Raw genomic sequence first — 24,205 nt, forward strand, 5'->3', positions numbered from 1 at the left:
GGAACCGTGCCGATGAGTTTTCATGGCACGGTTTTTCGTTTTCACCCTGGATTGTGCCCGATGCAACCTCGAGCCTGTGGCAGGCTCTAGGATCCCACCGGTAGAATTCTGCGCAGAACCTAGATTTGAGGAGCCGACCATGGCCGGAGGCCTTGCAGCACTATTGGACGACGTGGCCGCCCTGGTGAAAGTCACCGCGGCATCGCTGGACGACATCGCGCTGGGCGCTGGCAGGGCCAGCACCAAATCCCTGGGCATCGTAATCGACGATGCGGCAGTCACCCCGCAATACGTGGCAGGGCTCTCGCCGAAGCGCGAGCTTCCAATCATCTGGAAGATCGCAGTTGGCTCCATCCGGAACAAGATGCTGATCATCCTTCCGGTGGCTCTGATCCTTTCGCAGTTCGCCCCCTGGGCGCTGACCCCGATCCTGATGATCGGCGGCGCCTATCTTGTTTTCGAAGGCGCCGAGAAGCTGCTCGAAGCGATGGGCGCGATCAAGCACCACACTCCGGGCGGCAAGGAGGGCGTGCGCGACGAGAAGGCGATCATCGGCTCGGCCGTGCGCACCGACCTCGTGCTTTCCGCGGAGATCATGGTCATCTCGCTGAATGAGGTGGCGCACGAATCCTTCCTGAACCGGGCGCTGATCCTGGTCGTGATCGCGATCCTGATGACCGTCGCGGTCTATGGCGCCGTGGGGCTGATCGTGAAAATGGACGACATCGGCCTGCACATGGCCGCCAAGCCGCGCCAGCTTTCGCAGAAGATCGGCCGCGGCCTGGTCAAGGCGATGCCCATCGTGATGTCGATCCTGAGCAAGGTCGGCGTGATCGCGATGCTCTGGGTCGGCGGGCACCTGCTGCTGGTCGGCATGGACGAGCTCGGCTGGCATGCGCCGTACGGCTTCGTGCACCATGTGGAGCTGCTGGTCCACGACGCAACCGGCCAGGCAGGCGCCATGCTCGGCTGGCTGGTGAATACCGCCTTCTCCTGCCTGGCCGGTTTCATCATCGGCTCGGTGATTACCGCCATCGTCCTGGGCATCCAGAAGCTGCGCCGCAAGGGCGAAGCCGAAGCCGCCCACTAGGAACGGAAATCAGCGGGCGTCCCGCGCACGTAGAATAGAGAAGTTGCAGCCCGGACCCGGTCTTCTGGGCCAGCCAAACTGTCTGGCCTGCGTGGAAAGATCGATGAGTGTTGAGTAGAGAATTGACTGATCCGGCCACCGCCCGCCATGCGCGCGGCGCCTACTTCACCCCGGAACCCGTGGCCAGCTTCATGGCGCAGTGGGCCCTGGGGCAGCACGGCAGCAGGGTTCTGGAACCCTCCTGCGGCGACGCGCAATTCCTGGCCGCCGCGAACGCGGTGCTGGAAGACGGCAGGGGCCCGGTGGAACTGGTGGGCCTGGAGCTGCACGAGCCATCGGTGCAGGCGGCCCGTGCGCGGATGAAAACCGCCGGGATCGATGCGCGGATCGAGCAGGCCAACTTCTTCGAGGTTCCCGGGCACGCAGACTTCGATGCGGTCATCGGCAATCCGCCCTATGTGCGCTACCAGCTGCACCGCGGTGCCGACCGGCAGCTCTCGCGCGCCGCGGCCAAGGCCTCGGGCGTGGAACTGAACGAGCTGGCCAGCATCTGGGCGGCCTTCGTCGTGCACTCCACCAGCTTCCTGGCCGCCGGCGGGCGGCTGGCACTGGTGCTGCCGGCAGAGCTGATGTTCGTGAACTATGCCGGGCCGGTGCGCCAGATGCTGCTCGAGCGCTTCGCCAGCGTGCACCTGGCGGTCTTCGAGGAGCGCCTGTTTGCCGACGCGCAAGAAGAAGTGGTGCTGCTGCTGGCCGAGGGGTATCGCCAGGGCTCCAGCGATTCCTTCAGCCTGCACCAATTCCGCAATGCCCATGACCTGCAGGCCCTGGGCGAGGGCACCCGGCACACCCCGGCGCGCGGCAACGAGCGCTGGACCGGGTCCTTGGTGGGCCTCGAAGCGCAGGGGATCTTGTCCGCGGCATTGGCCGCCGGGCGGATGGCGCCACTGCAGTCCTGGGGCGAAACCTCGCTGGGCGCGGTCACCGGCAACAACAAGTGGTTCACGCTTTCCGCCGCGCAGGTCCAGGAGCTGGGATTGGCCGAAGAGGACCTGATCCGCATCTCGCCGCCGGGCTCGCGCCACCTGCGCGGGCTGGAGCTGAGCGGGGAAGGCTGGGAGAAGCTGGCAGCCCACGGGGCGGCGGCCTGGATGTTCCGTCCCGCCGCGGAACCCAGCAACGCCGGCGCGCGCTTCGTGGCCAGCGGCGAACTGCAGAACGTGGATGCGGCCTACAAGTGCCGGGTGCGCTCGCCGTGGTGGCGGGTGCCGGTGCTGTCGGTACCGGATCTGTTCATGACCTACATGAACGCCGATACCCCGCGGCTGACCGCCAACGAGGCCGCCGTGCACCATATCAACTCGGTCCACGGGGTGTACCTCGGCGCCGATGCCAGGGAGCTGGGCCGCGAGCTGCTGCCAGTGGCGTCGCTGAACACGCTGACCATGCTCGGCGCCGAAATGGTGGGACGCTCCTACGGCGGGGGCATCCTGAAGCTGGAGCCGCGCGAAGCCGACCAGCTGCCGGTCCCGGCCATCGGCATGGTGCAGCGCCACGCCCCGGAACTGCGCGCCATCAAGCCCGAGGTGCGCGAGCTGCTGGCCCATGGGCGCAAGCAGGAAGCCACGAACCTGGTGGATTCAGTGGTGCTCAAGGCGCTGCTCGGCCTGGAGCCGGAAGCGATCGAGGCGGTGCGCGCGGCGCGGATGAACATGCTCGAACGCCGCAAGGCCAGAAGCAAAGCAGTGAAGGGATAAGAGTGGCCAGTCCTGCGACCGAGAAGACCCTGGCCTTCGCCGAATTCGACACCACCTTGATGTCAGCGCCGAAGGATTCGCCCTGGCTGAATAATGGCGCGGTCACCGGGGAATTCAACCCCTCCTACGCGGTGCTCGAACGACTGCTGAGCATCCCGGTGCGTTCCAAGGCCGTCACCCGTTCGGGCCGCTTCGCCCAGGGCGTGGATGCCTGGCTGGCGCACGAGCTGCGGCGTGCCGGATTCGATGCCGACCTGGTCTGGCCGCGCCCCGAAGCGCCGCGGGTGCTGTCCAGCGACATCCTCCAGCTGCTGCGCAAGCTGCCCGAGCGGCTGGCCGACGAGGTGCACGAGTCCATCATGGCCGGCAAGGCGGGCAGCACCGACGCGCGCATCCTGGGCCGCGCCTACATGAAGCAGACCGACGTGGTGATGACCCACTGGTCCACCGGCCCCGAACTGCTGCTGAGCACCAAGGCGATGACCTCGTCCTTCGGCAAGAATCTGGCCAACCGCTATGAAGAGGCCTACGGCGACGCGGCGAACCTGCGTGCCCGCTACCCGCTGGCCGCCGTCGGGTTCTTCTTCGTGCAGCGCGCCACGATCCTGGAATCCGAGCCGGCTGCCTTCCGCCGCACTGTGGACATGATCCGCAAGCTGCGCGACTTCGGCGACGGCTTCGGCTACACCGCTACCGGCCTGCTGCTGGTGGACTGGAATGATGCGGACGAGCATCCGGAGGTCAAGTGCGTCCATGCCCCGGTGCCTGCCGACATTGCCGCCCCGCAGTTCCTCAACGCCATGGTTGATGCGGTCCTGAAGGTCACCCCGATCGACTTGCACGAGGCAGCTCGCGCTCGCCGGGCCGGCGAAGTCGCCCCGCTGCCGGGCCACGCCATGGTGGACGAGCAGCAGGACGCCCTGTTCTAGCCTGATCCAGACAGCCGCCCCAGGCCGTCACATCACCGGCACGGCGGAGGCCGGATCCTCGGAGCCGAACTGCGCGGCGAAGCGGTGCATCGGGCTGGCGGGCAGAGCCAGGCTCGGGACCGGCTGCGCGGCGCCAGGCAGCTGGATGGCTACCTGGTCGGCGGAAGCCTGCGGCAGGTCCGCGGCCCACTGCCAGGCGGCTTCGGTGGCCTGGTAGATGAACTTGAGCCGGCCCTCGTGCTCGAAGCTGCGTTCGCGCTGCCACAGCTCTGAGCGCTCGTAGAAGGCCCAGGAGGCAGGGTTCTGCGAATCGATGACGCTGATCGGGGTCTTGCCCGAACGCAGGGCGTGGGCCAGGCGCAATGAGGTCACATGCTGGCGGATGCCCAGGCGGCGGTAGTCGGCGCGCACGGCCATGCAGCCCAGTTCCACCGCGTTCATAGAGGACGTCGGCGCCACGATGGAGTCGTGCACCAGGCCGGCGGCAACCAGGGTGCCCTGGTCGCGCACGGTCACCAGGAGGCTGAGGCGATCGAACTTCTGATGCCAGCGCTGGTCGACCACGGTGTAGAGGGTCGCCAATTCGTCGCGCTGGGCTGGCTGAACGCATAGGGATGACAAGGAAAAGTTCAGGTTTTCAAACACTGGGGTACGGTCCTAAAAGCTAAGAACGAACGAAAGATGAGGCTTTGCGCGGTGGATTAAAATCCACTGCGCGGTTTCGTTGGCCTTGAGGGGACCGATGCCGGCGGCTTCCGGCAACTTCCTTGTAGGGTCCAGTTTGAGCTCGATGAGCTAGAAAAATTATGGAGCCTGAAGTCCCTTTTTGACAAGTGGAAAAGGGTACTTTCAGGTGAATCCCAAATAAACCATTCGGCATTGTTTTTCTGCTCTACTCACTGGCCAAGCTGCCGGGATTCAACGCGGCGTTCGATGCGGCACATCGGCGTGTTCGGGGCAGGGATCCGGTGGCTTGAGCCGGGGCCAATTTGGAGCGGGGCTCGTTTCCCCGGTAGGATTGCTTATGCACTTGGCTAGCAAGTCAGGGCGCAGATGGATCTTTAGCTCAGTTGGTTAGAGCGTTCGCCTCACACGCGAAAGGTCGCTGGTTCGAGTCCAGTAAGATCCACCAAGAACGAAAGCCACCGCATTGCGGTGGCTTTCGCCGTCTCCGGCGCAGTCCGGAAGCTAAGCTCCGAGCAGCTGGTGCACCCGTGGCTTGACCTCTTCGCCAAGCAGCTTGATGCTGTCCATCATCGCCTCGTGCGGCAAGGATCCCGCAGAGTACTTGACGTCGACGCGGGACAGGCCCAGCTCCTGGGCCACCTTGGCCATCTTTTGCGCCACGGTCTCCGGGCTGCCGGCCATCATGGCTCCCTCCGGTCCCATGGAGGCCTGCAAGCGCATTTTGCTGGCAGGCGGCCAGCCCCGTTCGGCCCCCAGCCGGTTCATGGTGCGCTGGTAATGGGGCCAGAGCGTTTCCAGGGCTTCCTCGTCGCTGGAAGCCACCAGGCCATGGAAGTGCGCCGAGACCGGCAGCTGCTCCTGGCCGAATTCCTCCAGCGCGCGGCGGTAGAGGGTGGCCAGGCCTTCGAACGCCGAAGGCTGGCCGCCGATGATGGCCAGGCACAGCGGCAGGCCGTGCCGGGCCGCGCGGATCACCGACTGCGGGCTGCCGCCAACCCCCACCCACGTGGTCAGCGGCTTGCCCTCCAGCAGCGGGTAGATCTGCTGGTTGCGCAATGCGGAGCGGTGCTTGCCCTGCCAAGACACCGGTGCGCCGTGGCGCAGCTTGGCCAGCAGGTGCAGCTTCTCCTCGAACAGCTCCTCGTAGTCCTCGAGGTCCAGGCCGAACAGCGGGAAGGATTCGATGAAGGAGCCACGACCGGCGATGATCTCGGTCCGCCCGTTGGAGATCGCGTCCAAGGTGGCGAAGCGTTCGTAGACGCGCACCGGGTCGTCGCTGGAGAGCACGGTCACCGCGGTGCCCAGCTTGATGCGCTGCGTGGTGCTGGCCAGCGCGGCCAGCACGATTTCGGGGGAGGAGATGGCGTAGTCGTCGCGGTGGTGCTCGCCCACGCCGAAGAAATCAAGATTCGAGGCTTCGGCCTGCTGCCCTTCGGCGATGACATTGCGGATCACCTGGGCATGGCTCAGCGGGTTGCCGTCGGCGTCCTCGGTGATGTCGCCGAAGGTCTCGGCGCCGATCTCGGGCAAGGGGAACTGCGTAGTCACTGCAACCTCCGAATATATGCAAACACATCTAACTTCCGTTTGGTGCAACCAACTGCGGACCGGCAGTATTCCAGTGGCCGAAAATACCCCTGAATGTGTCCGGGGATACCTCGCGAATTCACCCCATTCCGGCCAACTTCCCATGCACGGGTTGTATGGTGAATCCCATGGGAAAAACTTTGGTTGAGGGGGAGTGATTCGTGGCGCATCGATCTAGCGAGGAGCAGTCCGCCGAGTCGACTGCCGCAGGCGAGGATCCGACTCCTGCCGCTGGCGCCTTGCCCCGCATTGCCACTAGTGAGATCAACATGGGCTTCCATCCGGCGGAACCGGCCGAAGAGCCTGCAATGGCCTCGGAACTGCCGCTCAACACCGCGGTCAGCGCCAATGTGGCGGCTGCCGATGCCTCCGATATCGAGTGGCGCACCGGCCAGGTCCATACCACCGATGAGGGCATCACCCTCATGCCTACCCGTGCCAACCCGGTGGCCCGCCGCCTGCTGGCGAAAATGTGGATCTCGGACACCCCTCCCACCCAGGCGCTGAATATCGTTGAGCGTCTCCAGGGCACGCCTTACGCCAACCCCAAGATCAATGTGGACCAGGACGCATCCAACCGGCGCACCATGGAATTCGCGCTGGACTTGGGCGAGACCCTGATCCGCTACGGCGCAGGCGCCCTGGAAGTGGAAACCAGCATCATCGCGGTGACCGCGGCGCTGGGCCTGAGCCACTTGGATGTGGACATCACCAACCAGTCCCTGCATTTGAACTACAGCCCGCCGGATGCCGAAAGCTATTCGGTGCTGCGCGTGGTTCGCTCCTACACTGCGAACTACGCCGGCATGGTGCTGGTGCACGAGCTCGTCTCGGACATCATTGCCGGTGGCGTATCGCGCACCGCCTCGGCCAAGCGGCTGAAGGAGATCACCCGGCAGCCCAAGCCGTTCCCGCGTTGGATCGTCGCCTGCGGCCGGGCAGTGTTCGCCGCCGCGTTCGTGCTGTTCATCGGCGGTTCTTGGGCCGGCGCGCTGGTGGCGATGCTCTCTTCGAGCCTCGTGACGCAGATCGGCCGGTACGGTTCGCGCTGGCGGGTGCCCGAGTTCTTCACCATTGCCGCCTCGACCTTTGCGGTCACCGGCATCGCCTTGCTGGGGCACCAATTCCATGCACCGCTGGATCCGGCGTTGGTGGTTTCCGGCGGCATCCTGCTGCTGCTCCCGTCGGGCAGGTTCGTCTCGGCATTGCAAGATGCCATCAACGGCTTCCCGGTGACCGCGGTAGGCCGCCTGTTCTCTGCCAGTCTGATCTACGGGGCGATCCTCTGCGGCATTGCCACCGCGTTGGTGATCTCGGATCTGCTCGGCGGGGAAAAGGTCGATGTCCACCAGATCGCGACAACAGAGTATCCGGCTTGGCTGCTGGTGATCCTGGTGGGCGTGGCCATCGTTGCCGGTGCGGTCACCGAGCAAAGCGCGCTGCGCCTGCTGCTGCCTACCGCCGGGATTGCTGTCGGCGGCTACCTGGTGCAGCTGCTGGCCGTAAGCATTGGACTCGGTGACCGGGCCACCCCGGCGCTGGTAGCCACGGTGATCGGTTTCGCCGCCCGGCTGGCCGCAGACAAGCTCCGGTCCCCGCAGCTGGTGCTGGCAGCCCCCGCGGTCATGTTCCTGCTTCCCGGCTTGATGATCTTCCGCGCAATGTACGGAATCGTCATCAACGTGGAAGACATGGCCACCGGCCTGGTGGAGATGTTCAACGCGATGGCGATCATGCTTTCCATCGCTGGCGGGGTCGTCTTCGGCGATACGCTGTGCCGTCCGCTGACCTCTACCGCCCGGCGTGAGCGCCGGCGCATCCGCCGACGCTAGGTTCTCGGCAATGACCAGTCGATCGGCTCCTGCCCGCTATCGGACAGGAGCCGATTGATATTCGAGAAGGGCTTGGAACCGAAGAAGCCGCGCGAGGCGGACAGCGGCGAGGGGTGGGCGCTTTGCAGCTGCACGGCGTTGGGCAGCAACCCGGAAAGCTTCTGCGCATGATTGCCCCACAGCAGCGCCACCAGAGGCAGAGGGCGCTCATTCAGCGCCTGGAGGATCGCCTGCAGGATTGGCGCCCACCCCAGCTTCTGGTGCGAGCCGGCATTGCCCGCGGTCACCGAGAGCACCTGGTTCAGCAGCAAGACTCCCTGGGACAGCCAGGGACCCAGATCCGGATGCGGGACCGGATCCAGACCGAGATCGGCCTGCAGCTCCTTGTAGATATTGGCCAGGGAACGCGGCAGCGGGCGGACCTGCTTATTCGCCGCGAAGGCCAAGCCGTTGGGGTGGCCGGGCGTCGGATAGGGGTCCTGGCCAATAATTAGGACCTTGACCTCGGATAATGGCAAGCTCAGTGCGCGGAACATCACCTCCGGCGCTGGAAGGATCTGTTCGCCGGCGGCCGAGCGGGCCGCCAAATCGCTGGCCAAGCGACGCAGCAGCGCGTCCTGGCGGCTGAGCGCAGGAACCCAGTCTTCGGCAATAAACCCGTGGTCGGCCATGGATTTTGCGCCGTGGTAGAACGGGAAATCCGCCGCTTCATACACGGGCGCCGCGGCTGGCTCGGGAGCGTCGAAAAGTGCTGGCTGCATATCGTCCATAGAGGCAATTGTGCCGTTTTCTGGCGTGCCTGTGCTCGGCCACACGGTGTTAGGCAAGCAGATTGGTTAGAATATCGGTGGTATATCTACCGGTGGTGGATTGCATGCATAGCCGAAACCCGAGAAAACCGATCCAAGAACCGAGGTGAGAACGTATGGCTGAGAATGGATTGCTGGCGGATTTCGTGATGAACCCGGATTCGGAATTGGACGAGCGTTCGCAACAGATCCTCAACCTGGAAAAGTTGTGGTGGAAGTATGCAGGGGCCAAGGAACAAGCCATTACCAAGCAGTTTTCGATGTCGCCGACGAATTACTACCAGCTGCTGAACCAGCTGATTGAAACCGACGCGGCACTGGCCTACGACCCGATGTTGGTCAAGCGCCTGCGCAGAGCACGTTCTACAAAACGTCGCGTGGGCGGTAAGGTCGGCACGGGACGATAACCCTGCCTGCCGTGACCAATCAGACCTCGAGCAAGGACGAGAATGACCAACTACCCGCGTGACGAATTTGATCGCGTTCCGGAATTCAGCACCCGTGTGGGTTCGCACCACGCCCACGGATGGGCGCAGTCCGCCGCGTCAAAGTCAACCGGTGGGAAATTGCGCTGGGTGGTGCTGACCGCAGTGCTCGTGCTGGTGATCGGTGCCTTGTCCTTCATCTTCGGTCCGCAGCTCAAGGAGACCCTTGCGACTTCGGCTGAAAGCGAAACCTCGCAATCGCAGGAAGAGACGGCCGAGTCCTCCGAGGAAGCAACACCGAGCGAATCCGAATCGCCATCAAGCACCATCGATGACGAAGACGTCCTCTATGGCCAGCTGATTGGCGTCTACAACGCGGCAAGCGTCGCCGGCCTGGCCAACGCTGGCGAGGAAGCCATGACCGAAGCCGGGTTCACCAGCGTCGTCGCCGACAACTGGACCAAGTCGGCCGAAGTGTCCGCGGTCTACTACATGTCCGAGGCCTACCGGACCACCGCTGAAAAAGCCGCAGAAGTCCTGAATATCGACGAAGTCCTGCAGACCAGCAACATTCCGAACCGGGTCACCGTCGTTTTGGGATCCGACGACACCCTGGGGCTCAACGAATAATTCGTTCATAATTCCATACGCTCAGAGCCGATCGGCTTGCACTCGCCATGCGAGAGTGCCAATATTTGTATTAGCACTCATGCGTTGCGACTGCTAACGCCGGTCGGCTTGTGCGTTCACCAGGAACGTCCGAAGCGCCGGATGGCGGATGCGGCGCCTGAAGCGTGGAAAATACCTCAGATAGCGAGAGCTGAAACGGTTGCTGGCCCGATGCCGCGCCGGTCCACTCGTCCGTCGCGGGCGCTGTCTGTCGGTTGCATTTTCGCAAAATCGTCCCGAAAGGACCGTACGCCACAATGGCTAAGATGATTGCATTTGACGAGGAAGCACGCCGCGGACTAGAGCGCGGCCTGAACACCCTTGCTGACGCCGTGAAGGTCACCCTGGGCCCACGCGGCCGCAACGTTGTTCTGGAGAAGAAGTGGGGCGCTCCTACTATCACCAACGACGGCGTGTCCATCGCTAAGGAAATCGACCTCGAAGAGCCTTACGAGAAGATCGGCGCAGAGCTGGTCAAGGAAGTTGCCAAGAAGACTGACGACGTCGCCGGCGACGGTACCACCACCGCAACCGTGCTCGCACAGGCACTGGTCAAGGAAGGCCTGCGCAACGTTGCCGCAGGTGCCGACCCGATCGCGCTGCGCCGCGGCATCGACAAGGCTGTAGAAGCCGTCACCGCCGAGCTGTTCGCCGCTGCGAAGAAGATCGAGTCCAAGGAGCAGATCGCCGCTACCGCTTCGATCTCCGCAGGCGATACCGAGATCGGCGCCCTGATCGCTGAGGCTCTGGACAAGGTTGGCGAGCAGGGTGTCATCACCGTTGAAGAGTCCAACACCTTCGGCCTGGAGCTGGAGCTGGCAGAGGGCATGCGCTTCGACAAGGGCTACATCTCCGCTTACTTCGTCACCGACGCAGAGCGCCAGGAAACCGTTCTCGAGGACCCATACATCCTCATCGTGAACTCGAAGATCTCCTCGGTCAAGGACATGGTGACCTTGCTGGAGAAGGTCATGCAGTCGAACAAGTCGCTGCTGATCATCGCCGAAGACGTCGAGGGCGAAGCCCTGGCCACCCTGATCCTGAACAAGATCCGCGGCCTGTTCAAGTCCGTTGCCGTCAAGGCTCCGGGCTTCGGCGATCGCCGCAAGGCCATGCTGACCGACATCGCCATCCTCACCGGCGGCCAGGTCGTCTCCGAGGAAATCGGCCTGTCGCTGGACAACGTCGGCCTGGAGGTCCTGGGTACCGCCCGCAAGGTCGTCATCACCAAGGACGAGACCACCATCGTTGAAGGCGGCGGCGAAGCCGACGCCATCGAGGGCCGCAAGGCGCAGATCGCCGCCGAGATCAAGAACACCGACTCGGACTACGACCGCGAGAAGCTGCAGGAGCGCCACGCAAAGCTCTCCGGCGGTGTCGCTGTGCTGAAGGCCGGCGCTGCTACCGAGGTGGAGCTCAAGGAGCGCAAGCACCGCATCGAGGATGCCGTGCGCAACGCCAAGGCTGCTGTTGAAGAAGGCATCGTCGCCGGTGGCGGCGTTGCACTGATTCAGGCTGGCGCCGCTGCTTTCGAGAAGCTGGCTCTGGAAGGCGACGAGGCAACCGGTGCGAACATCGTTCGCGTTGGCATCGAAGCCCCGCTGAAGCAGATCGCACTGAACGCCGGCCTGGAGCCAGGCGTTGTCGCTGACAAGGTCAAGGGCCTGGCTGCTGGCCACGGCCTGAACGCCGCAACCGGCGAGTACGTGAACCTGCTCGAAGCAGGCGTCAACGACCCAGTGAAGGTGACCCGTTCGGCACTGCAGAACGCCGCATCGATCGCTGGCCTGTTCCTGACCACTGAAGCTGTTGTCGCAGATAAGCCAGCTCCTGCTGGCGCTGCTCCAGCCGGTGGCGATGACATGGGCGGCATGGGCGGAATGGGCGGCTTCTAAGCTTCCCGCATGCACTAAGCACGCAGTCAACGCGCCGATGGCCCGGATCCTTCCAAGGAAGGATCCGGGCCATCGGCCGTTGTGCGTGCAACGGGCACCGGGCTAAAGCCAGCCATGCAGCAGTTCCAGTTCGGTCTGCAGATTATGCCGGGCGATGCGATCCCAGCGCTGGTATCCGGCGGGGGTGCCGTAGATCCGTTCCTTCTCCAGCAAGCTGGCTAGGATCTTGCTGCGCCCGGCGGCAAGCACATGGCGCGGAAGATGCTCGTACTCCTTGTAGACCGCCTCGGCATAGCGCTGGTAGGCCGCGGCGGGACGGGCTAGGACCTCCAGATCGGCATCGCAGAGGATATGTCCCAGGCGATCGGTTTCTGCGGGCGCATGCGTTGCGGTGAGCATGACCAGGTCGCTGACCTTCGACACGGCACCGGGGGAGAGCACTCCCCACAGCCGCTCGCGGGCCATGATTGCCGATTTGAATTCGTCTTCGCTGGTTCCCTCGTAGACGGCATCGTGGAACCAGGCGGCGAGCTGGAGGAGCATGAGCTCTTCAGGATCGGTCTGGTTCTTGGCCAGCCAGTCGATGGCTTCCAGCACGGAGAGCAGATGGACCCGGTCATGGTAGTGCCGGTGGCTCTGGGACCAACAGCCCAGCAGCTCGGATCCGAGCTGCGGTTCGGTAGGCAAGGTGCGGGACCACCGGCGGGCGAGCACCGCCCCTAATTTCTCCGGACGGTATTTGGCCGGGATCCGAATCCCGGATTCGACCAGTGCCCTCACCAGTTCGCTGCCGGTGACCTCGAGAGCGCCGGCGGAAACGAGCTCGTCGTAGCGTTCGCGCGGGACATCGTAATGGTCCCGGTCGAAGGCACGGCGCGAGATGTCCTGCTGCTCGGCGAACTGATGCAGTTCAGCCAATGACGTATCCGACACCAGATGGGCGAAGAGCGTGCCGTGGGCAGGCCAGCGCGGCGGGTCAATCAGAATGCTCATGATGCTAAGCCTACTGATCAACCTGCCGCTGCGCGTGCGCTGGTCAGTATCGGAACAGCGAGGTATTGACCTGCTCGACCTCTTCGTACTGCATGGAGGCGTGGTTCAGCGCGGTGGCAATGCTGCTCAGCGCCTCCTCGATCTGGACATGCGTTGAACGCCATTCGGCCACGATCGACTGGAAGGAAGCCGCGGCGGAGCCCTGCCACGTGCTTTGCAATTGGTCCAGGTTCATCTGCATGGTTGAGACTTCATTGCGCAGCCGGTCGATGGTATTCATGACGGCCTGGGATTTTACCTGCATCTCACCGGTGTTGGTGGAGAACGTGCTCACTGAAATCACCCTTTCTAAAATACGTGAATCGGTCACTGATGCACTTACCCTAGAAACACCGCACCCCGTGCCGGAGCAAACCGGCACGGGGTGTGGAGAAGTCCAACGTCGCTAATCCTCGGTATCGTCGACTTCCGGGGCCTTCGGTTCAGGAAGCGGCACGTAGGGCATCGAGATGGACATCGTTGCGCCTCCGCCGGGGGTATCGGCCAACGCCACCGAACCACCGTGCTGCTGGACGATGGCCGCTACGATTGCCAATCCCAGTCCGGAACCGCCGGTCTCGCGATGGCGCGAGCTGTCGGAGCGGTAGAAGCGTTCGAAGATCCGCTTGGAGTCTTCGGCCGGGATGCCCGGGCCATGGTCGCGGACCTCAACGACGGCGTCCATCGTTCCGGCCACCAGTGAACGCACGCCCACGGCAATTTCCAGCGGTGAACCTTCCGGGGTGTAGCGCAGCGCATTGGTGAGCAGGTTGGCAATGATCTGCCGGATCCTGGCGTCATCGCCGACGGTGCTGGCCGGGCTTGGCCGGTCGGAGGTCAGCCCGACGAGCTTGACGGTGCGGTCGGGTGCGCGGACCTTGGTGTCTTCCACCGCGTCCTGGCCGAGGACCAGCAGGTCCACCGGCTGCCGTTCCATGGGGCGTTGCTCGTCCAGGCGGGCGAGCATCAACAGGTCTTCAACGAGGCGCGCCATGCGCTTGGATTCGCCTTCGATGCGGCTCATCGCCGAATCCATGGCTTCCGGATCCGCCAGCCCGCCGTAGCGATAGAACTCAGAGTAGCCCTGGATAGTCACCAACGGGGTGCGCAACTCATGCGAGGCGTCCTGGATGAAGCGGCGCATCTTCTGCTCGGAAGCTTCGCGGTCGTTGAACGCCTTTTCGATCTGGGCGAGCATGGCGTTCAGCGAGCGGGAAAGCCTGCCCACTTCGGTCTCTGCCGGGTAGTCCTTCACGCGTTGGGACAGGTCGCCGTCGGCGATCATCGACGCGGTGCGCTCCACATTGATCAGCGGCTTGAGCGAACGTCCGGTGAGGCCATAGGCGATCATCGACATCAGCAGAGCGGTGAGCGTGCCGGTGGAGAGCACCAGCACCGCGGTCTGGTTCACGGTGCGGTTCACATTGTCCAGTGGCAGGGACAAGAACAGGTTCAGTTCGCTGCTCTTCAGCGGGATCATGACCGTGCGCCAGCCAGCGGAGGTGGGGAAAGCACCGGGAACCGTGGCGGGGGAATTCGGGTGGGCCGCCAGCTGCTGGATCTGCTCCATGTTCAGCAACGGCAAATCCGTACCGTTGGATGGGCCCACCCGCGAACGCGGCATCACGTAGACGATCTCGCCATCCTGGTCGCGGATGTCGGCGTAGGCGCTGCTCAGTCCCAGCAGTGTGGCATCGACGTCCAGCGCGTCACGGCTGCCGTTGTCCTCATTCAGGGAGTAGAGGTAGGCCTTGTTGAGCCCGTAAGCCATCGTCGACTTGGACACATTCAGCTGCTTGTCGATCTGGCTGGTCATCGCGATCCTCAGCGTGTGCGCTGAGCCGATGGCGGTAGCGAAGATCGCGACGATCATCAGTCCAAGCATGACCGCGACCAGCTTGGTCCGCAGCGAGGTGCGGCGCCACTGGGCTCGAAATGACTTCATATGGTGACTTTACAAGGCCTTCAACTATTGGCGCGGACCGTTACATGTGCCTTTAGCGGCGGTCCGGGGTGCGCATCAGGTAGCCGACGCCGCGTTTGGTCTGGATCAGTGCTGGCCATTCCGGGCGGTCCACCTTGCGGCGCAGGTAGGAGATGTATGACTCGACGATCGAGGCATCGCCGTTGAAGTCGTATTCCCACACGTGGTCCAGGATCTGCGACTTGGACAGCACGCGGTTCGGATTCATCATCAGGTAGCGCAGCAACTTGAATTCGGTGGGGGAGAGATCGATGATCTCGCCGGCGCGGCGGACCTCGTGCGCGTCGTCATCCAGTTCAAGGTCGGCAACGACAATCGTCGCGTTCTCGTCCTCGCCGCTGGCGGTGCGGCGCAGCACGGCACGGATGCGGGCTACGACCTCGTCCAAGCTGAATGGCTTGGTGACATAGTCGTCGCCGCCGACGGTCAGGCCGGTGACCTTGTCGTTGGTGTCATCGCGGGCGGTCAGGAACAGCACCGGGAAGTGGCGTCCGGCGGCGCGCAGCTTGCGGGTGATGGTGAAGCCGTCCATGTCCGGAAGCATGACGTCCAGGACAGCCAGGTCGGGTTCCTCGGCCTCGACGGCCGCGAGGGCTTCGCGCCCGTTGGCGGCAGCGACAACTTCGAAGCCTGCAAAGCGCAGGGAAGTGGAGAGCAGTTCGCGGATGTTCGGCTCGTCGTCAACAACGAGAAGTTTTGCCTCAGCAGTTTTTGGACTCATGAATCCCAGTGTGCCGAATTAGTCTGGGAGTCTCCTGAGCGAATCCTGGGGTAGCTGCTTAGCTTTTCCGGCGCTTGGCGATGTTTCCGAAGACCACGATGGCGGCCAGGATGAATGCCATGGGCAGGCCTACGCGCGCGAAGAGCATGAGCACGGGCGGGATGGCGATCTCCTGGAAATAGAAGACGAGAGTTCCAATTAGCGCCAGGGTGGAAAGGATGGCGATGATGATCGCCAGGCGGGACAGTGCAGTCATGGTTTTGGATGAATCGCTCACGGTACCAAGTTTAGCCGTGGAGCCCGGGCTGGCGGTGCCGAATGCCGAGAACGGCGGGCAAAGATGAATTCCGCGTGCCAGTGATGACATAATCTTAGATTAAGGACTTCAACCGATCCAACAGATTGAGCACCCGGCAAAGAAGCACAGAAGAATTCCGGCAGTGGCTCCGTTGGATCGAACATATGAATATGCATGGCGCTGAGCCGGCCTCGGCCATGCAACTTAGTTAAAGAACGAACGAGGTAAATGATCATGCCTAGCGGCAAGGTTAAGTGGTACGAAAAGGCCAAGGGCTTCGGTTTCATCACCGCAGAAGACGGCAAGGAAATCTACGTCAATGCCGCGGCATTGCCCGAAGGCGTGCATGACCTGCGCCCCGGAACCCGATTGGAATTCGGCGTTGCCGAAGGCCGTCGCGGACCGCAGGCGCTGAGCCTGCGATTGCTGGACGCGGCCCCATCGGTAGCTCGCGCCAAGCGCAAGAAGCCTGAAGATGAAGCCGTGCTGATCGAGGATCTTATTAAGCTGCTCGACAACGTTTCCAATAGCTTGCGCAATGGGCGTTATCCTGAACAGGCATATGGCAAGAAGGTTGCTACCGTGCTTCGCGCGGTAGCCGATGATCTGGACGCATAAATAATGGCCCGTAAACCCAAGTTGGACACCACCCTCGCCGAAGCAGTGAATGCTGCTCGCGACGCGCTCGCAGAAATTGCCGGCGCGTCGGAAGTCGGCGAACACCTAGGCGTCACGGCGGAAGGTGAGCGACTTGTCACCCATCGTTTTGTCTCCCAGAAAACGGGATATCAAGGATGGACCTGGTTTGCCACGCTTGCGCGGGTGCCACGGGCCAAGTCCAAGGATCTGACGGTGTGCGAAGTGGGCATCATCGCAGGGGAGCAGTCACTGCTGGCCCCGGCATGGGTGCCATGGGCAGACCGCCTGGCCAAGGAAGAGATTGAAGCAGCCAAGGCCGCGGAAGCCGCGGAAGCCGCAGGAGACGGGGCTGGATCCGGCAACGAAGCTGAAGCAGCCGAATCCGCGAAGCCGGCGGAGAATCCGGAAGCATCGGAGCCAGTAGCTGAAGCGAAGGACCAGGACGCCGAAACCGAAGCGGTGAATGCCGAAAACGATGATGAGGCTTCGCAGCCGCACAAGTCGCCAGCACGTCGCCAGGTGCGTCGCCGCCGCACCGCGCAGCGCACGGCAGCCCGCCGCAGGGCAGCGCAGCGCAACCGCACGCGCAAGGAAAGCTAGGCAGCAGCGAAAAAGACCTTCGCGCAACGATGATGAATCGCTGCGCGAAGGTCTTTGGCCTTAATCGGCTGCTTAGAGCTGTTCGATCACGTAGTCGATGCACTTGAGCAGTGCCTCGACATCGCTTGGCTCAATTGCAACGAACGTGGCGATACGCAGCTGGTTGCGACCGAGCTTGCGGTATGGCTCCACGTCGACAACGCCATTGGCGCGCAGTGCCTTGGCAATTGCCGAGGCATCGACCGAGTCGTCGAAGTCGATGGTGGAGATGACATTCGAGCGGTGCGCCGGGTTGGCAACATAGGGCGAAGCGACGTCGGAAGCCTCGGCCCAATCACGGATCTTGCCCGCCGATTCCGCGGTGCGCTGCGCTGCCCACTTCAGGCCGCCGTTGGCATTGATCCACTTGATCTGTGCATCCAGTCCAACCAGGGTGGTCAGCGAGGGGGTGTTGTAGGTCTGGTTCTTCAAGGAGTTGTCCAGCGCGGTCGCCAGGTTCAAGAAGTCCGGGATCCAGCGGTCGGTTGCCGCGATTTCCTCGATGCGGGCAATGGCAGCAGGGGAGACGAAGGCGAGCCACAGGCCGCCGTCCGAGGCGAAGTTCTTCTGCGGAGCGAAGTAGTACACGTCGGTTTCGGCCAGATCGACATCCAGGCCGCCGGCGGCGCTGGTTGCGTCAATGACTACCAGCGCATCATCATTAGCGCCAGGAACGCGCTTGATTGGGGCCGCGGCACCGGTGGAGGTCTCGTTGTGCGGCCACGCGTAGAGGTCTACGTCGGCTTCGGCGACTGGCTCGGGAACGGTGCCCGGCTCTCCGACAATGATCGAGGAAGGCTCCAGGAATGGCGCCTTGTCGGTGGCCTTGGCGAACTTCGAGCCGAATTCGCCGAAGGACAGGTGCTGCGCCTTGGAGCGGACCAGGCTGAATGCTGCGGCGTCCCAGAATGCGGTGGAGCCACCTACGCCGAGGAGAACTTCGTACCCTTCGGGAGCGTTGAACATTTGCTTCAAGCCATCCTGAACCGAAGCGACGAGGTTCTTGACCGGAGCTTGGCGGTGGGACGTGCCGAGCAATTCGGGGCCGGCATCGACGATGGCCTGGATCTGTTCTGCGCGGACCTTGGACGGTCCTGCGCCGAATCGACCATCGGCGGGCAGAAGATTTTCTGGAATGTTGATGTCCGTGCTCATCGCGCTCCTCTTGTAGCGATAGATTGAAGTGCCATGTCGGCCACTATTACCCGTTGTTCGGAATATTGATAGATAGCCTTGGCGTTTCAATAGATATCTTCGCAAATAGCGGGGGGTCGTGAGAAAAGCGCGTCGGTCGGTTACGCCGAAGGCTTGGCGGGTTACAGAGCTTTCTGTCGCTCCAACCAAGTAGAGTGGGGTATTGACGCCACGTATTTTTCAAGCGAACTTATTTGTTGTGACTTCCAGGAGCGGCTGCTGTGTCTGATCTTATCGATACAACCGAGATGTATCTGCGTACCATTCTTGAGCTTCAAGAAGAGGAGATCGTGGCACTGCGTGCCCGAATCGCAGAGCGTCTTGGCCACTCGGGCCCGACTGTGTCGCAGACGGTTGCGCGCATGGAGCGCGACGGCCTGGTTATCGTATCGACCGATCGCCACCTTGCGTTGACCGAGAAAGGTCACGAATTGGCCACGGGCGTGATGCGCAAGCATCGTTTGGCGGAGCGCCTGCTCTCGGACATCATCGGCTTGGACTGGGAGTACGTGCACGATGAAGCGTGCCGCTGGGAGCACGTCATGAGTGAGCGTGTTGAGCGCCGGCTCTTCGACCTGCTCGGCAAGCCAACCGTGTCGCCATATGGCAACCCGATTCCGGGTCTGGAAGTCCTCGGTGGCCCTAAGGTGGGCGAAATCTCACATGAGGTCGAGAATTTGGATGACGCGCTGTTGTCCGGAAACGTCGGCCCGGTGGCGATTGAGCGTCTGGCCGAACCGATCCAAACCGACCCAATCCTGCTCGGACAACTGAACGAAGGTGGAATCCGCCCGGGTGCGATTGTCACCTTGGAGCGCGCCGACGACTACGTTGTAGTGCGTGTGGATGGCATCGAAGGCGCGCTGGAGCTGCCGGTTGAGGTCAGTGCCCACGTATTTGTAAAGTCCCTGAAAAGATAACGAAATTGTAACTTTTGGCTTTGACAGGTAACGTTAATCATCGGAGCTAGCGAACTAGCTAGCTCTGTCCATTCTGGTGCGACCGCCTAGTGTTGCCCTGCGCCAGAAACGGTCACCAAATCTTGAGGGCAATAACGGGGGACCCACTTTCCGGCGTGCAAGCGTCTTGGGGTGAAGTTCTGCGTGAAGCAGGCCGGCTGATTCTCTGTAGCCGAACCCGACAGCTAACTTCGTAGGCGCAACAGTGAGAGGACTGTTTTGGTAGAAACCAAGACTGCGGGACGTCGCCGCGCTGCCGACGTTGAAGTAGATGTGATTGCAGAAGTCACCGCTTCGACGATCGAGCGCACCGGCGGGCGCCGGGCAGCACGAGCTGCTGCCACCGTCCCGATAATTGCACCGGTCAAGCCGGTCCATGCAGATTTTGTTGGTCGACGCTTCGACTCCATGCAACGCTACGGCGTTGCGCCTAACCAGGCCCTGCTTGCAGGCAAGGGCACCGCGAGCAATGTCGTTGCCTTGCCAGGAGCTGTTCAAGCGACTGCGAGTACCCCTGCAGCGGTTGAGGCTGCAGGTAATGTTGCATTCATTTCGAGCCTGAAGTCGAAGGCACAGAAGTCCAACCACCGCGGCTTCGCCCACAAGGTGGCAGCTGTCGCCGCAGTTTCGGGCTTGGCGCTGGCTGCCGTAACCCCGCAACTTTCGGGTGGTGCCGGCGAGAACACGGCTGGCGAGATTGTCGCTCAGCGCACCGTCACTTCCGCAGTTGTGGATGTGAAGGCGCCAACTGCAAATGCGGAACTGTCTGTCGAGCGCGCAGCCTTGACCTCGGAGCTGAACCCCGAGGTTGCCAAGGAAGAGAAATTCGCCGAGGTCATGACCGCCTCGGGCGGTAGCATCACGGCTATTAAGGACACTTCGGGTCTGCTTGCTGCGCCAGTTACTACGCAGCGCATCACCTCTCCGTTCGGGTACCGCAAGAACCCAACCGGTCCTGGATTCATGATCCACAGCGGTACCGATTACGGTGTGCCGAGCGGTACCAAGGTTTACGCGGCAGCTGACGGCGTAGTGACCGTATCCGGCTGGGCCGGGCACTCCGGCAACCGGATCACGCTTGATCACGGAAACGGCCTGGAGACCGGTTACAGCCACAACAGCAAGCTGGTTGTGAAGGTCGGTCAGAAGGTTAAGCGCGGTGACGTCGTTGCATTGGCTGGCAGCACCGGCAACTCGACCGGACCTCACGTGCACTTTGAAGTGATCGTTAACGGCCAGTTCAAAGACCCAGCAGGTTGGTTATAACGACCTTCGTCACCATTCCGTGATCAAAACGTGACATTTCAAAAAACTTCCTATAGTCTTGTATGCGTGCCATGGGGATCCCTGGGCATCATTGCGTGAGAACCGAGCACTGCCAACACGCAATGAGTAGTTATACACAACTCGTACGGCAGTGGCGGGGGAACCAATATCGGGTGGTTAGTTTTGGCTGACAACCCTAGGGGTGAAGTGGATAGAGAAGGCAACTTCGAATCCACCGAGGTAACTCCACTTCGAACCCGACAGCTTACCTCGTAGGTATCAAGGAGAGGCAATACTTTGACCAAGAGTCATGCACGCGGACGTCGCCGCGCCGACGTACCACGCACTAATTCGCTACAGGCGATTTCACAGGCCGTAGCATCCAACGCTGGCTCGGTGGGACGCCAGGCAGCCGTTGTCGCAGCAGCATCCGGCTTGATCGTTACTCTCGGTGTGCCAGGTCAGGCAACCGCACCACGTGACGTTTCCGCAGCGCCTGTCGACACCATCAACCCAGAGCGTGTCGCAGTCAAGGCAGTGAAGGTTGCTGCCGACAAGAAGGCTGACGTCGAGATCGAGCGCGCTAGCTTCACTGCTGAAGAGAAGCCAGAGCCAGTTGTCATCGCAGTTTCGAATGACATCACTCCGACTACCCGCAACAGCAACACTCCGACTACCCGCAACAGCAACTCGGGCAGCTCGGATTCGATGGCACCAATGACTCGTCAGAGCCGTTCGGGTGGACAGGAATCGGCTCCGCAGCAGCAGGCCCAGCCAAAGGCTGAAACCAAGGTTCAGACTTCCAACCTTTCGGGCATCGCAGCAACCGCTGCCAAGTACGTTGGAGTTCCATACGTCTGGGGCGGCAACGGCCCAAGCGGCTGGGATTGCTCCGGCTTCCTCAAATATGTCTACGCACAGCACGGCATTAACATTGCTCGTGGCACCTCGGCCATCCTCGCATCCGGCCAGTTCGTTCGCACCAGCAACCCTAAGCCAGGCGACCTGGTATTCCAGAACGGTGGCGGCCACGTTGGCATCTACCTCGGTGGCGGCCAGATGATCGGTGCGCAGAACCCAACCACGGACACCATTATCCACTCGGTTTCGCGCAACCCGCTGTACGGCTACTACACCTTGGCTGGCTAAGCACGAAAACTTTTCATAGGCCATCGGATGAGAAAGTCATCCGATGGCCTATGTTCGTTTAATCAGATGAACTATGGGCGTCAAGGTGATGAAAAGAAGACAATTTCTTGGCGAGATACCCACCAATAATCGAAAGCATCGCATAGGCTAACGCTTAGAGACACTCCGAGCAGAACGCGAGCTCCATCAATGCCAGATGGTAGCCATCGGTTCATGAAGGTAGTACGAGCAATGCGAACATTGGTATTAAACGCAGGATACGAGCCACTGGCAGTAGTGACGTTCCGTCGAGCGCTACTGCTGGTTATGACCGAGAAGGCGAGCATCGTCCTCCAAGACGATCTCGCACCAGTTCGCAGTTCTCAAGGAGATTTACCGCGGCCAACTGTCATCGTGCTGAAACGCTATGTACGACGCCCCTACCGGGACATGCAACATGTCACCCGTAGGGGCGTTTTGCGTAGGGACTCCTTCACCTGCGCCTATTGCGGCAAAGCAGCCAATACGATTGACCACGTGATCCCGCGCAGCAGGGGCGGGCAGAACACTTGGGAGAACCTCGTGGCCGCCTGCCTGCATTGCAACAGCCGCAAAGCGGACAAGATGCTCTCGCAGTTGGGATGGCAATTGCGCATTACGCCGCATCGTCCACGGGTTGCCGGGCACCTGGTTTCGGGACTGCAGCATGTTGACGCGGCGTGGGACGAATACCTGCATGCTATTTAGCTGCTAGCCGCTGGCCCAGCGGCCTTCAGCTAGGCCGTGTGGGACCTACTTCTTGCTTCGCTCAATTGCTAGCGGCAGGACGTGGTCTCGCAGCAGGGGAGCTATATCCTCGCGTTCCAACGCGGCCTGCGGGTCGATCCAGAGCAGCTCTTCCAGTTCTGCCAGCGGGGCGAGCTCGCCATGGAAAGCCGCACTGTACAAAGATGCGTGGATCGAGGTGTCTTCTTCGTTGGCTGCTGGCCCGATCCATTCGCCGTCGAAGCGCAGTTCGTCAGCGGTGAAGCTCAGCCCCAGTTCTTCGCGAATTTCTCGAATGATAGTTTGTAACGCGGATTCCCCACGCTCCGGCTTGCCGCCAGGTTGCATGAACATGGTTGTTCCGCGCTTGCGTACGAGCAGGATTTCTCCATGGTTGTTGATTAAACAGGCCGCTGAGATCGTCAAATTTTTCTTCACCAAAACACAATATCGCGTGTTTATACGAGTTAGAGATGGTAACGTGATTAATTGGATCTCCAACGGTTTTAGTCCTAGTTGATCAAGGTTAATTTACTCGCAGTATCTAACCGCGGTATTGATGACTACCGAAAACATTGGAAATGAAAGATCGATCCATCAACTTTACAGATCTATGGAGCAATAAATGCGACGGGGTACAAATCTAGGGCGCTTGGGAGACTTCAACCAAGCCGTAATTCTCGAGTCGATTCGACGGGCACCGGAAGGAATCAGCCGCGTTGAACTGGCCGGCTCGACTGGCCTGTCGCCGCAGACCATTTCCAACGTTGTCCGCCGCTTGCTGGATGACGGAATCGTTCGAGAAGACCGCACTATCGTTTCCGGGCCAGGCAAGCCTCGCACCGTACTGGAGCTCGAAGGCAACCGTCTCGTTTCCATTGGCATCCACCTAGACCCTAGCGTTCTGACCTTTGTCGCGATGAACCTGCGCGGCGAAGTCCTGCGCGAACGCAGCATCGAAGTTCCCAACCTCGAAGTTGCTACCGAAACTGTCCAGCTCATGGCAACCACCGTCAAGGAGCTGATTGCTGAGATCCGCGTGCCAAAGAAGCACATTGTCGGCGTCGGCATTGCAGTTCCGGGTCCAGTAAACGTCGAAGAAGGTGTGGTGCTGAACCCGCCGCTGCTCGATGGCTGGGCAGATGTTGAACTGGTGAACCCGCTGCGCAAGCTGTTGCGCCTGCAGGTCATCATCGAAAAGGACACCATTGCCTCGGCAGTTGGCGAACTGTGGCAGTCCAAGGAAGAGAAGAACAACGACTTCGTCTTCATCTACTGCGGACACGGCTTCGGCGCTGGTCTCGTGTTCAACGGTGACGTCCACCATGGTGCGAGTAACAACGCAGGCGAAATCGGCCACTACTCGACCGGTCACAAATGTGTGGCCTGCGAGGAATGCGGTGCAGATGATTGCCTCGCCGCAGGCACCTCTTACGAATTCATCGCCGCCCAGGCCAAGGAGCGCGGTCTGGAACTGCCGAGCTTCGAAATCGTTGGTCCGGAACAGCGCGCTGCCGGCATGAACCGCCTCTACGAGCTGGCCCATGAAGGCAACAAGGTCGCCAAGGAACTGGTCACCGAGATCATGATCAAGGTTGGCGAAGTTGCCGGCCAGCTGGCCAACTCGCTGGACGTGCGCGAAGTTGTCTTCGGCGGACCGCAGTGGGAAAAGGTGCGCGAACTGGTCGATGATCAAGTCCAGAATGCCATTGGCCGCCGCTTCGCCTTGCGCGGAGTGCATGAAATAGAGACCCGCACGTCCGAGCTCGGCTCCAACGTCGGTGCCATCGGTGGCGCTTGCGTAGTCATGGATGCTTCGCTGTCGCCGAAGGCGACCGCACTGCTGCTGCGCTAAGCAACAGCCAACTTCAAGCACTGAGGGTACGTTCCGCATGGAACG

The 24,205-nt window shown here is 61.8% G+C and carries 24 protein-coding genes, 1 tRNA gene and 2 riboswitches; of the genes, 15 read left to right on the forward strand and 10 right to left on the reverse strand.

What is annotated here, in order from left to right; genetic code table 11:
- Positions 1-139: 139 nt before the first annotated feature.
- From JOE62_RS04165 to JOE62_RS04175, 3 genes are all read left to right on the forward strand, one after another.
- Entirely contained in the window at positions 140-1,090 is a 951-nt protein-coding gene (locus JOE62_RS04165) for a DUF808 domain-containing protein (RefSeq protein WP_204720561.1), read from the forward strand.
- Positions 1,091-1,212: 122 nt separating this feature from the next.
- A complete protein-coding gene (locus JOE62_RS04170) occupies positions 1,213-2,847 on the forward strand; it encodes an HsdM family class I SAM-dependent methyltransferase (RefSeq protein ID WP_239543181.1) in 1,635 nt (544 codons plus the stop codon).
- 2 nt (positions 2,848-2,849) lie between these two features.
- The gene (locus tag JOE62_RS04175) at positions 2,850-3,776 is read left to right on the forward strand and encodes a hypothetical protein (protein WP_338085743.1); all 927 of its coding nucleotides are present in this window, start codon (positions 2,850-2,852) and stop codon (positions 3,774-3,776) included.
- A 27-nt stretch (positions 3,777-3,803) separates the two neighbouring features.
- Here JOE62_RS04175 and JOE62_RS04180 read toward each other — a convergent pair whose 3' ends face one another.
- Positions 3,804-4,421 (reverse strand): GNAT family N-acetyltransferase, encoded by a 618-nt coding sequence (locus JOE62_RS04180; protein ID WP_204720563.1) that lies wholly within the window; start codon positions 4,419-4,421, stop codon positions 3,804-3,806.
- A 410-nt stretch (positions 4,422-4,831) separates the two neighbouring features.
- Here JOE62_RS04180 and JOE62_RS04185 point away from each other — a divergent pair.
- Positions 4,832-4,908 (forward strand) — tRNA-Val (locus JOE62_RS04185).
- A 56-nt stretch (positions 4,909-4,964) separates the two neighbouring features.
- Here the strand turns inward: JOE62_RS04185 and JOE62_RS04190 are convergent.
- On the reverse strand, positions 4,965-6,011 hold the full coding sequence (locus JOE62_RS04190; RefSeq protein WP_204720565.1) for an Atu2307/SP_0267 family LLM class monooxygenase: 1,047 nt from the start codon (positions 6,009-6,011) through the stop codon (positions 4,965-4,967).
- 200 nt (positions 6,012-6,211) lie between these two features.
- On the opposite strand from JOE62_RS04190, the gene JOE62_RS04195 reads away from it, so the two are divergent.
- Positions 6,212-7,882, forward strand: a complete 1,671-nt coding sequence (locus JOE62_RS04195) for a threonine/serine exporter family protein (RefSeq protein ID WP_204720567.1) — start codon at positions 6,212-6,214, stop codon at positions 7,880-7,882.
- Here JOE62_RS04195 and JOE62_RS04200 read toward each other — a convergent pair.
- On the reverse strand, positions 7,879-8,652 hold the full coding sequence (locus tag JOE62_RS04200) for a uracil-DNA glycosylase (RefSeq protein ID WP_204720569.1): 774 nt from the start codon (positions 8,650-8,652) through the stop codon (positions 7,879-7,881). The two genes, JOE62_RS04195 and JOE62_RS04200, sit on opposite strands and share 4 nt — an antisense overlap.
- 155 nt (positions 8,653-8,807) lie before the next feature.
- Between JOE62_RS04200 and JOE62_RS04205 the strand changes: the two genes are divergently transcribed.
- From JOE62_RS04205 to groL, 3 genes are all read left to right on the forward strand, one after another.
- A complete protein-coding gene (locus tag JOE62_RS04205; RefSeq protein WP_038990048.1) occupies positions 8,808-9,098 on the forward strand; it encodes a DUF3263 domain-containing protein in 291 nt (96 codons plus the stop codon).
- A gap of 42 nt (positions 9,099-9,140) precedes the next feature.
- On the forward strand, positions 9,141-9,746 hold the full coding sequence (locus JOE62_RS04210) for a LytR C-terminal domain-containing protein (RefSeq protein ID WP_204720571.1): 606 nt from the start codon (positions 9,141-9,143) through the stop codon (positions 9,744-9,746).
- Positions 9,747-10,042: 296 nt separating this feature from the next.
- Complete coding sequence (groL, locus tag JOE62_RS04215; RefSeq protein ID WP_204720573.1) at positions 10,043-11,680, forward strand: chaperonin GroEL; 1,638 nt, start codon at positions 10,043-10,045, stop codon at positions 11,678-11,680.
- A gap of 102 nt (positions 11,681-11,782) precedes the next feature.
- Here groL and JOE62_RS04220 read toward each other — a convergent pair whose 3' ends face one another.
- From JOE62_RS04220 to JOE62_RS04240, 5 genes are all read right to left on the reverse strand, one after another.
- Positions 11,783-12,673, reverse strand: coding sequence for a DUF4031 domain-containing protein (locus tag JOE62_RS04220; protein WP_204720575.1), 891 nt, complete (start codon positions 12,671-12,673; stop codon positions 11,783-11,785).
- A gap of 43 nt (positions 12,674-12,716) precedes the next feature.
- Positions 12,717-13,007 (reverse strand): WXG100 family type VII secretion target, encoded by a 291-nt coding sequence (locus JOE62_RS04225; RefSeq protein WP_038990044.1) that lies wholly within the window; start codon positions 13,005-13,007, stop codon positions 12,717-12,719.
- A gap of 111 nt (positions 13,008-13,118) precedes the next feature.
- A complete protein-coding gene (locus JOE62_RS04230; RefSeq protein WP_204720577.1) occupies positions 13,119-14,657 on the reverse strand; it encodes a sensor histidine kinase in 1,539 nt (512 codons plus the stop codon).
- 52 nt (positions 14,658-14,709) lie between these two features.
- The gene (locus JOE62_RS04235) at positions 14,710-15,417 is read right to left on the reverse strand and encodes a response regulator transcription factor (RefSeq protein ID WP_038990042.1); all 708 of its coding nucleotides are present in this window, start codon (positions 15,415-15,417) and stop codon (positions 14,710-14,712) included.
- Positions 15,418-15,475: 58 nt separating this feature from the next.
- Entirely contained in the window at positions 15,476-15,694 is a 219-nt protein-coding gene (locus JOE62_RS04240; RefSeq protein ID WP_204720579.1) for a hypothetical protein, read from the reverse strand.
- A 255-nt stretch (positions 15,695-15,949) separates the two neighbouring features.
- Here JOE62_RS04240 and JOE62_RS04245 point away from each other — a divergent pair, with 255 nt between their 5' ends.
- The gene (locus JOE62_RS04245) at positions 15,950-16,333 is read left to right on the forward strand and encodes a cold-shock protein (RefSeq protein WP_204720581.1); all 384 of its coding nucleotides are present in this window, start codon (positions 15,950-15,952) and stop codon (positions 16,331-16,333) included.
- A 3-nt stretch (positions 16,334-16,336) separates the two neighbouring features.
- Positions 16,337-16,954, forward strand: a complete 618-nt coding sequence (locus tag JOE62_RS04250) for a DUF3027 domain-containing protein (protein ID WP_204720583.1) — start codon at positions 16,337-16,339, stop codon at positions 16,952-16,954.
- Positions 16,955-17,026: 72 nt separating this feature from the next.
- On the opposite strand, the gene serC is transcribed toward JOE62_RS04250, so the two are convergent.
- Positions 17,027-18,148, reverse strand: a complete 1,122-nt coding sequence (serC, locus tag JOE62_RS04255) for a phosphoserine transaminase (protein WP_204720585.1) — start codon at positions 18,146-18,148, stop codon at positions 17,027-17,029.
- 260 nt (positions 18,149-18,408) lie between these two features.
- Here serC and JOE62_RS04260 point away from each other — a divergent pair, with 260 nt between their 5' ends.
- The 4 genes from JOE62_RS04260 (at position 18,409) to JOE62_RS04275 (ending at position 22,287) form a co-directional block, all read left to right on the forward strand.
- Positions 18,409-19,107, forward strand: coding sequence for an iron-dependent transcriptional repressor DtxR (locus tag JOE62_RS04260; protein ID WP_204720587.1), 699 nt, complete (start codon positions 18,409-18,411; stop codon positions 19,105-19,107).
- A 103-nt stretch (positions 19,108-19,210) separates the two neighbouring features.
- Positions 19,211-19,361, forward strand: a riboswitch (cyclic di-AMP (ydaO/yuaA leader).
- 4 nt (positions 19,362-19,365) lie between these two features.
- Positions 19,366-20,412, forward strand: a complete 1,047-nt coding sequence (locus JOE62_RS04265; RefSeq protein ID WP_204720589.1) for a M23 family metallopeptidase — start codon at positions 19,366-19,368, stop codon at positions 20,410-20,412.
- 123 nt (positions 20,413-20,535) lie between these two features.
- A riboswitch (cyclic di-AMP (ydaO/yuaA leader) is annotated at positions 20,536-20,706 on the forward strand.
- 3 nt (positions 20,707-20,709) lie between these two features.
- Positions 20,710-21,561 (forward strand): C40 family peptidase, encoded by an 852-nt coding sequence (locus JOE62_RS04270; RefSeq protein WP_204720591.1) that lies wholly within the window; start codon positions 20,710-20,712, stop codon positions 21,559-21,561.
- 393 nt (positions 21,562-21,954) lie between these two features.
- Complete coding sequence (locus JOE62_RS04275; protein WP_420842170.1) at positions 21,955-22,287, forward strand: HNH endonuclease; 333 nt, start codon at positions 21,955-21,957, stop codon at positions 22,285-22,287.
- Between the two features lie 45 nt (positions 22,288-22,332).
- Here JOE62_RS04275 and JOE62_RS04280 read toward each other — a convergent pair whose 3' ends face one another.
- Entirely contained in the window at positions 22,333-22,743 is a 411-nt protein-coding gene (locus JOE62_RS04280) for an NUDIX domain-containing protein (RefSeq protein ID WP_204720592.1), read from the reverse strand.
- A 187-nt stretch (positions 22,744-22,930) separates the two neighbouring features.
- On the opposite strand from JOE62_RS04280, the gene JOE62_RS04285 reads away from it, so the two are divergent.
- On the forward strand, positions 22,931-24,160 hold the full coding sequence (locus tag JOE62_RS04285) for an ROK family transcriptional regulator (protein ID WP_204720594.1): 1,230 nt from the start codon (positions 22,931-22,933) through the stop codon (positions 24,158-24,160).
- Positions 24,161-24,205: the final 45 nt, after the last annotated feature.

Source organism: Glutamicibacter nicotianae (assembly GCF_016907615.1).
Taxonomy (GTDB): domain Bacteria; phylum Actinomycetota; class Actinomycetes; order Actinomycetales; family Micrococcaceae; genus Glutamicibacter; species Glutamicibacter nicotianae.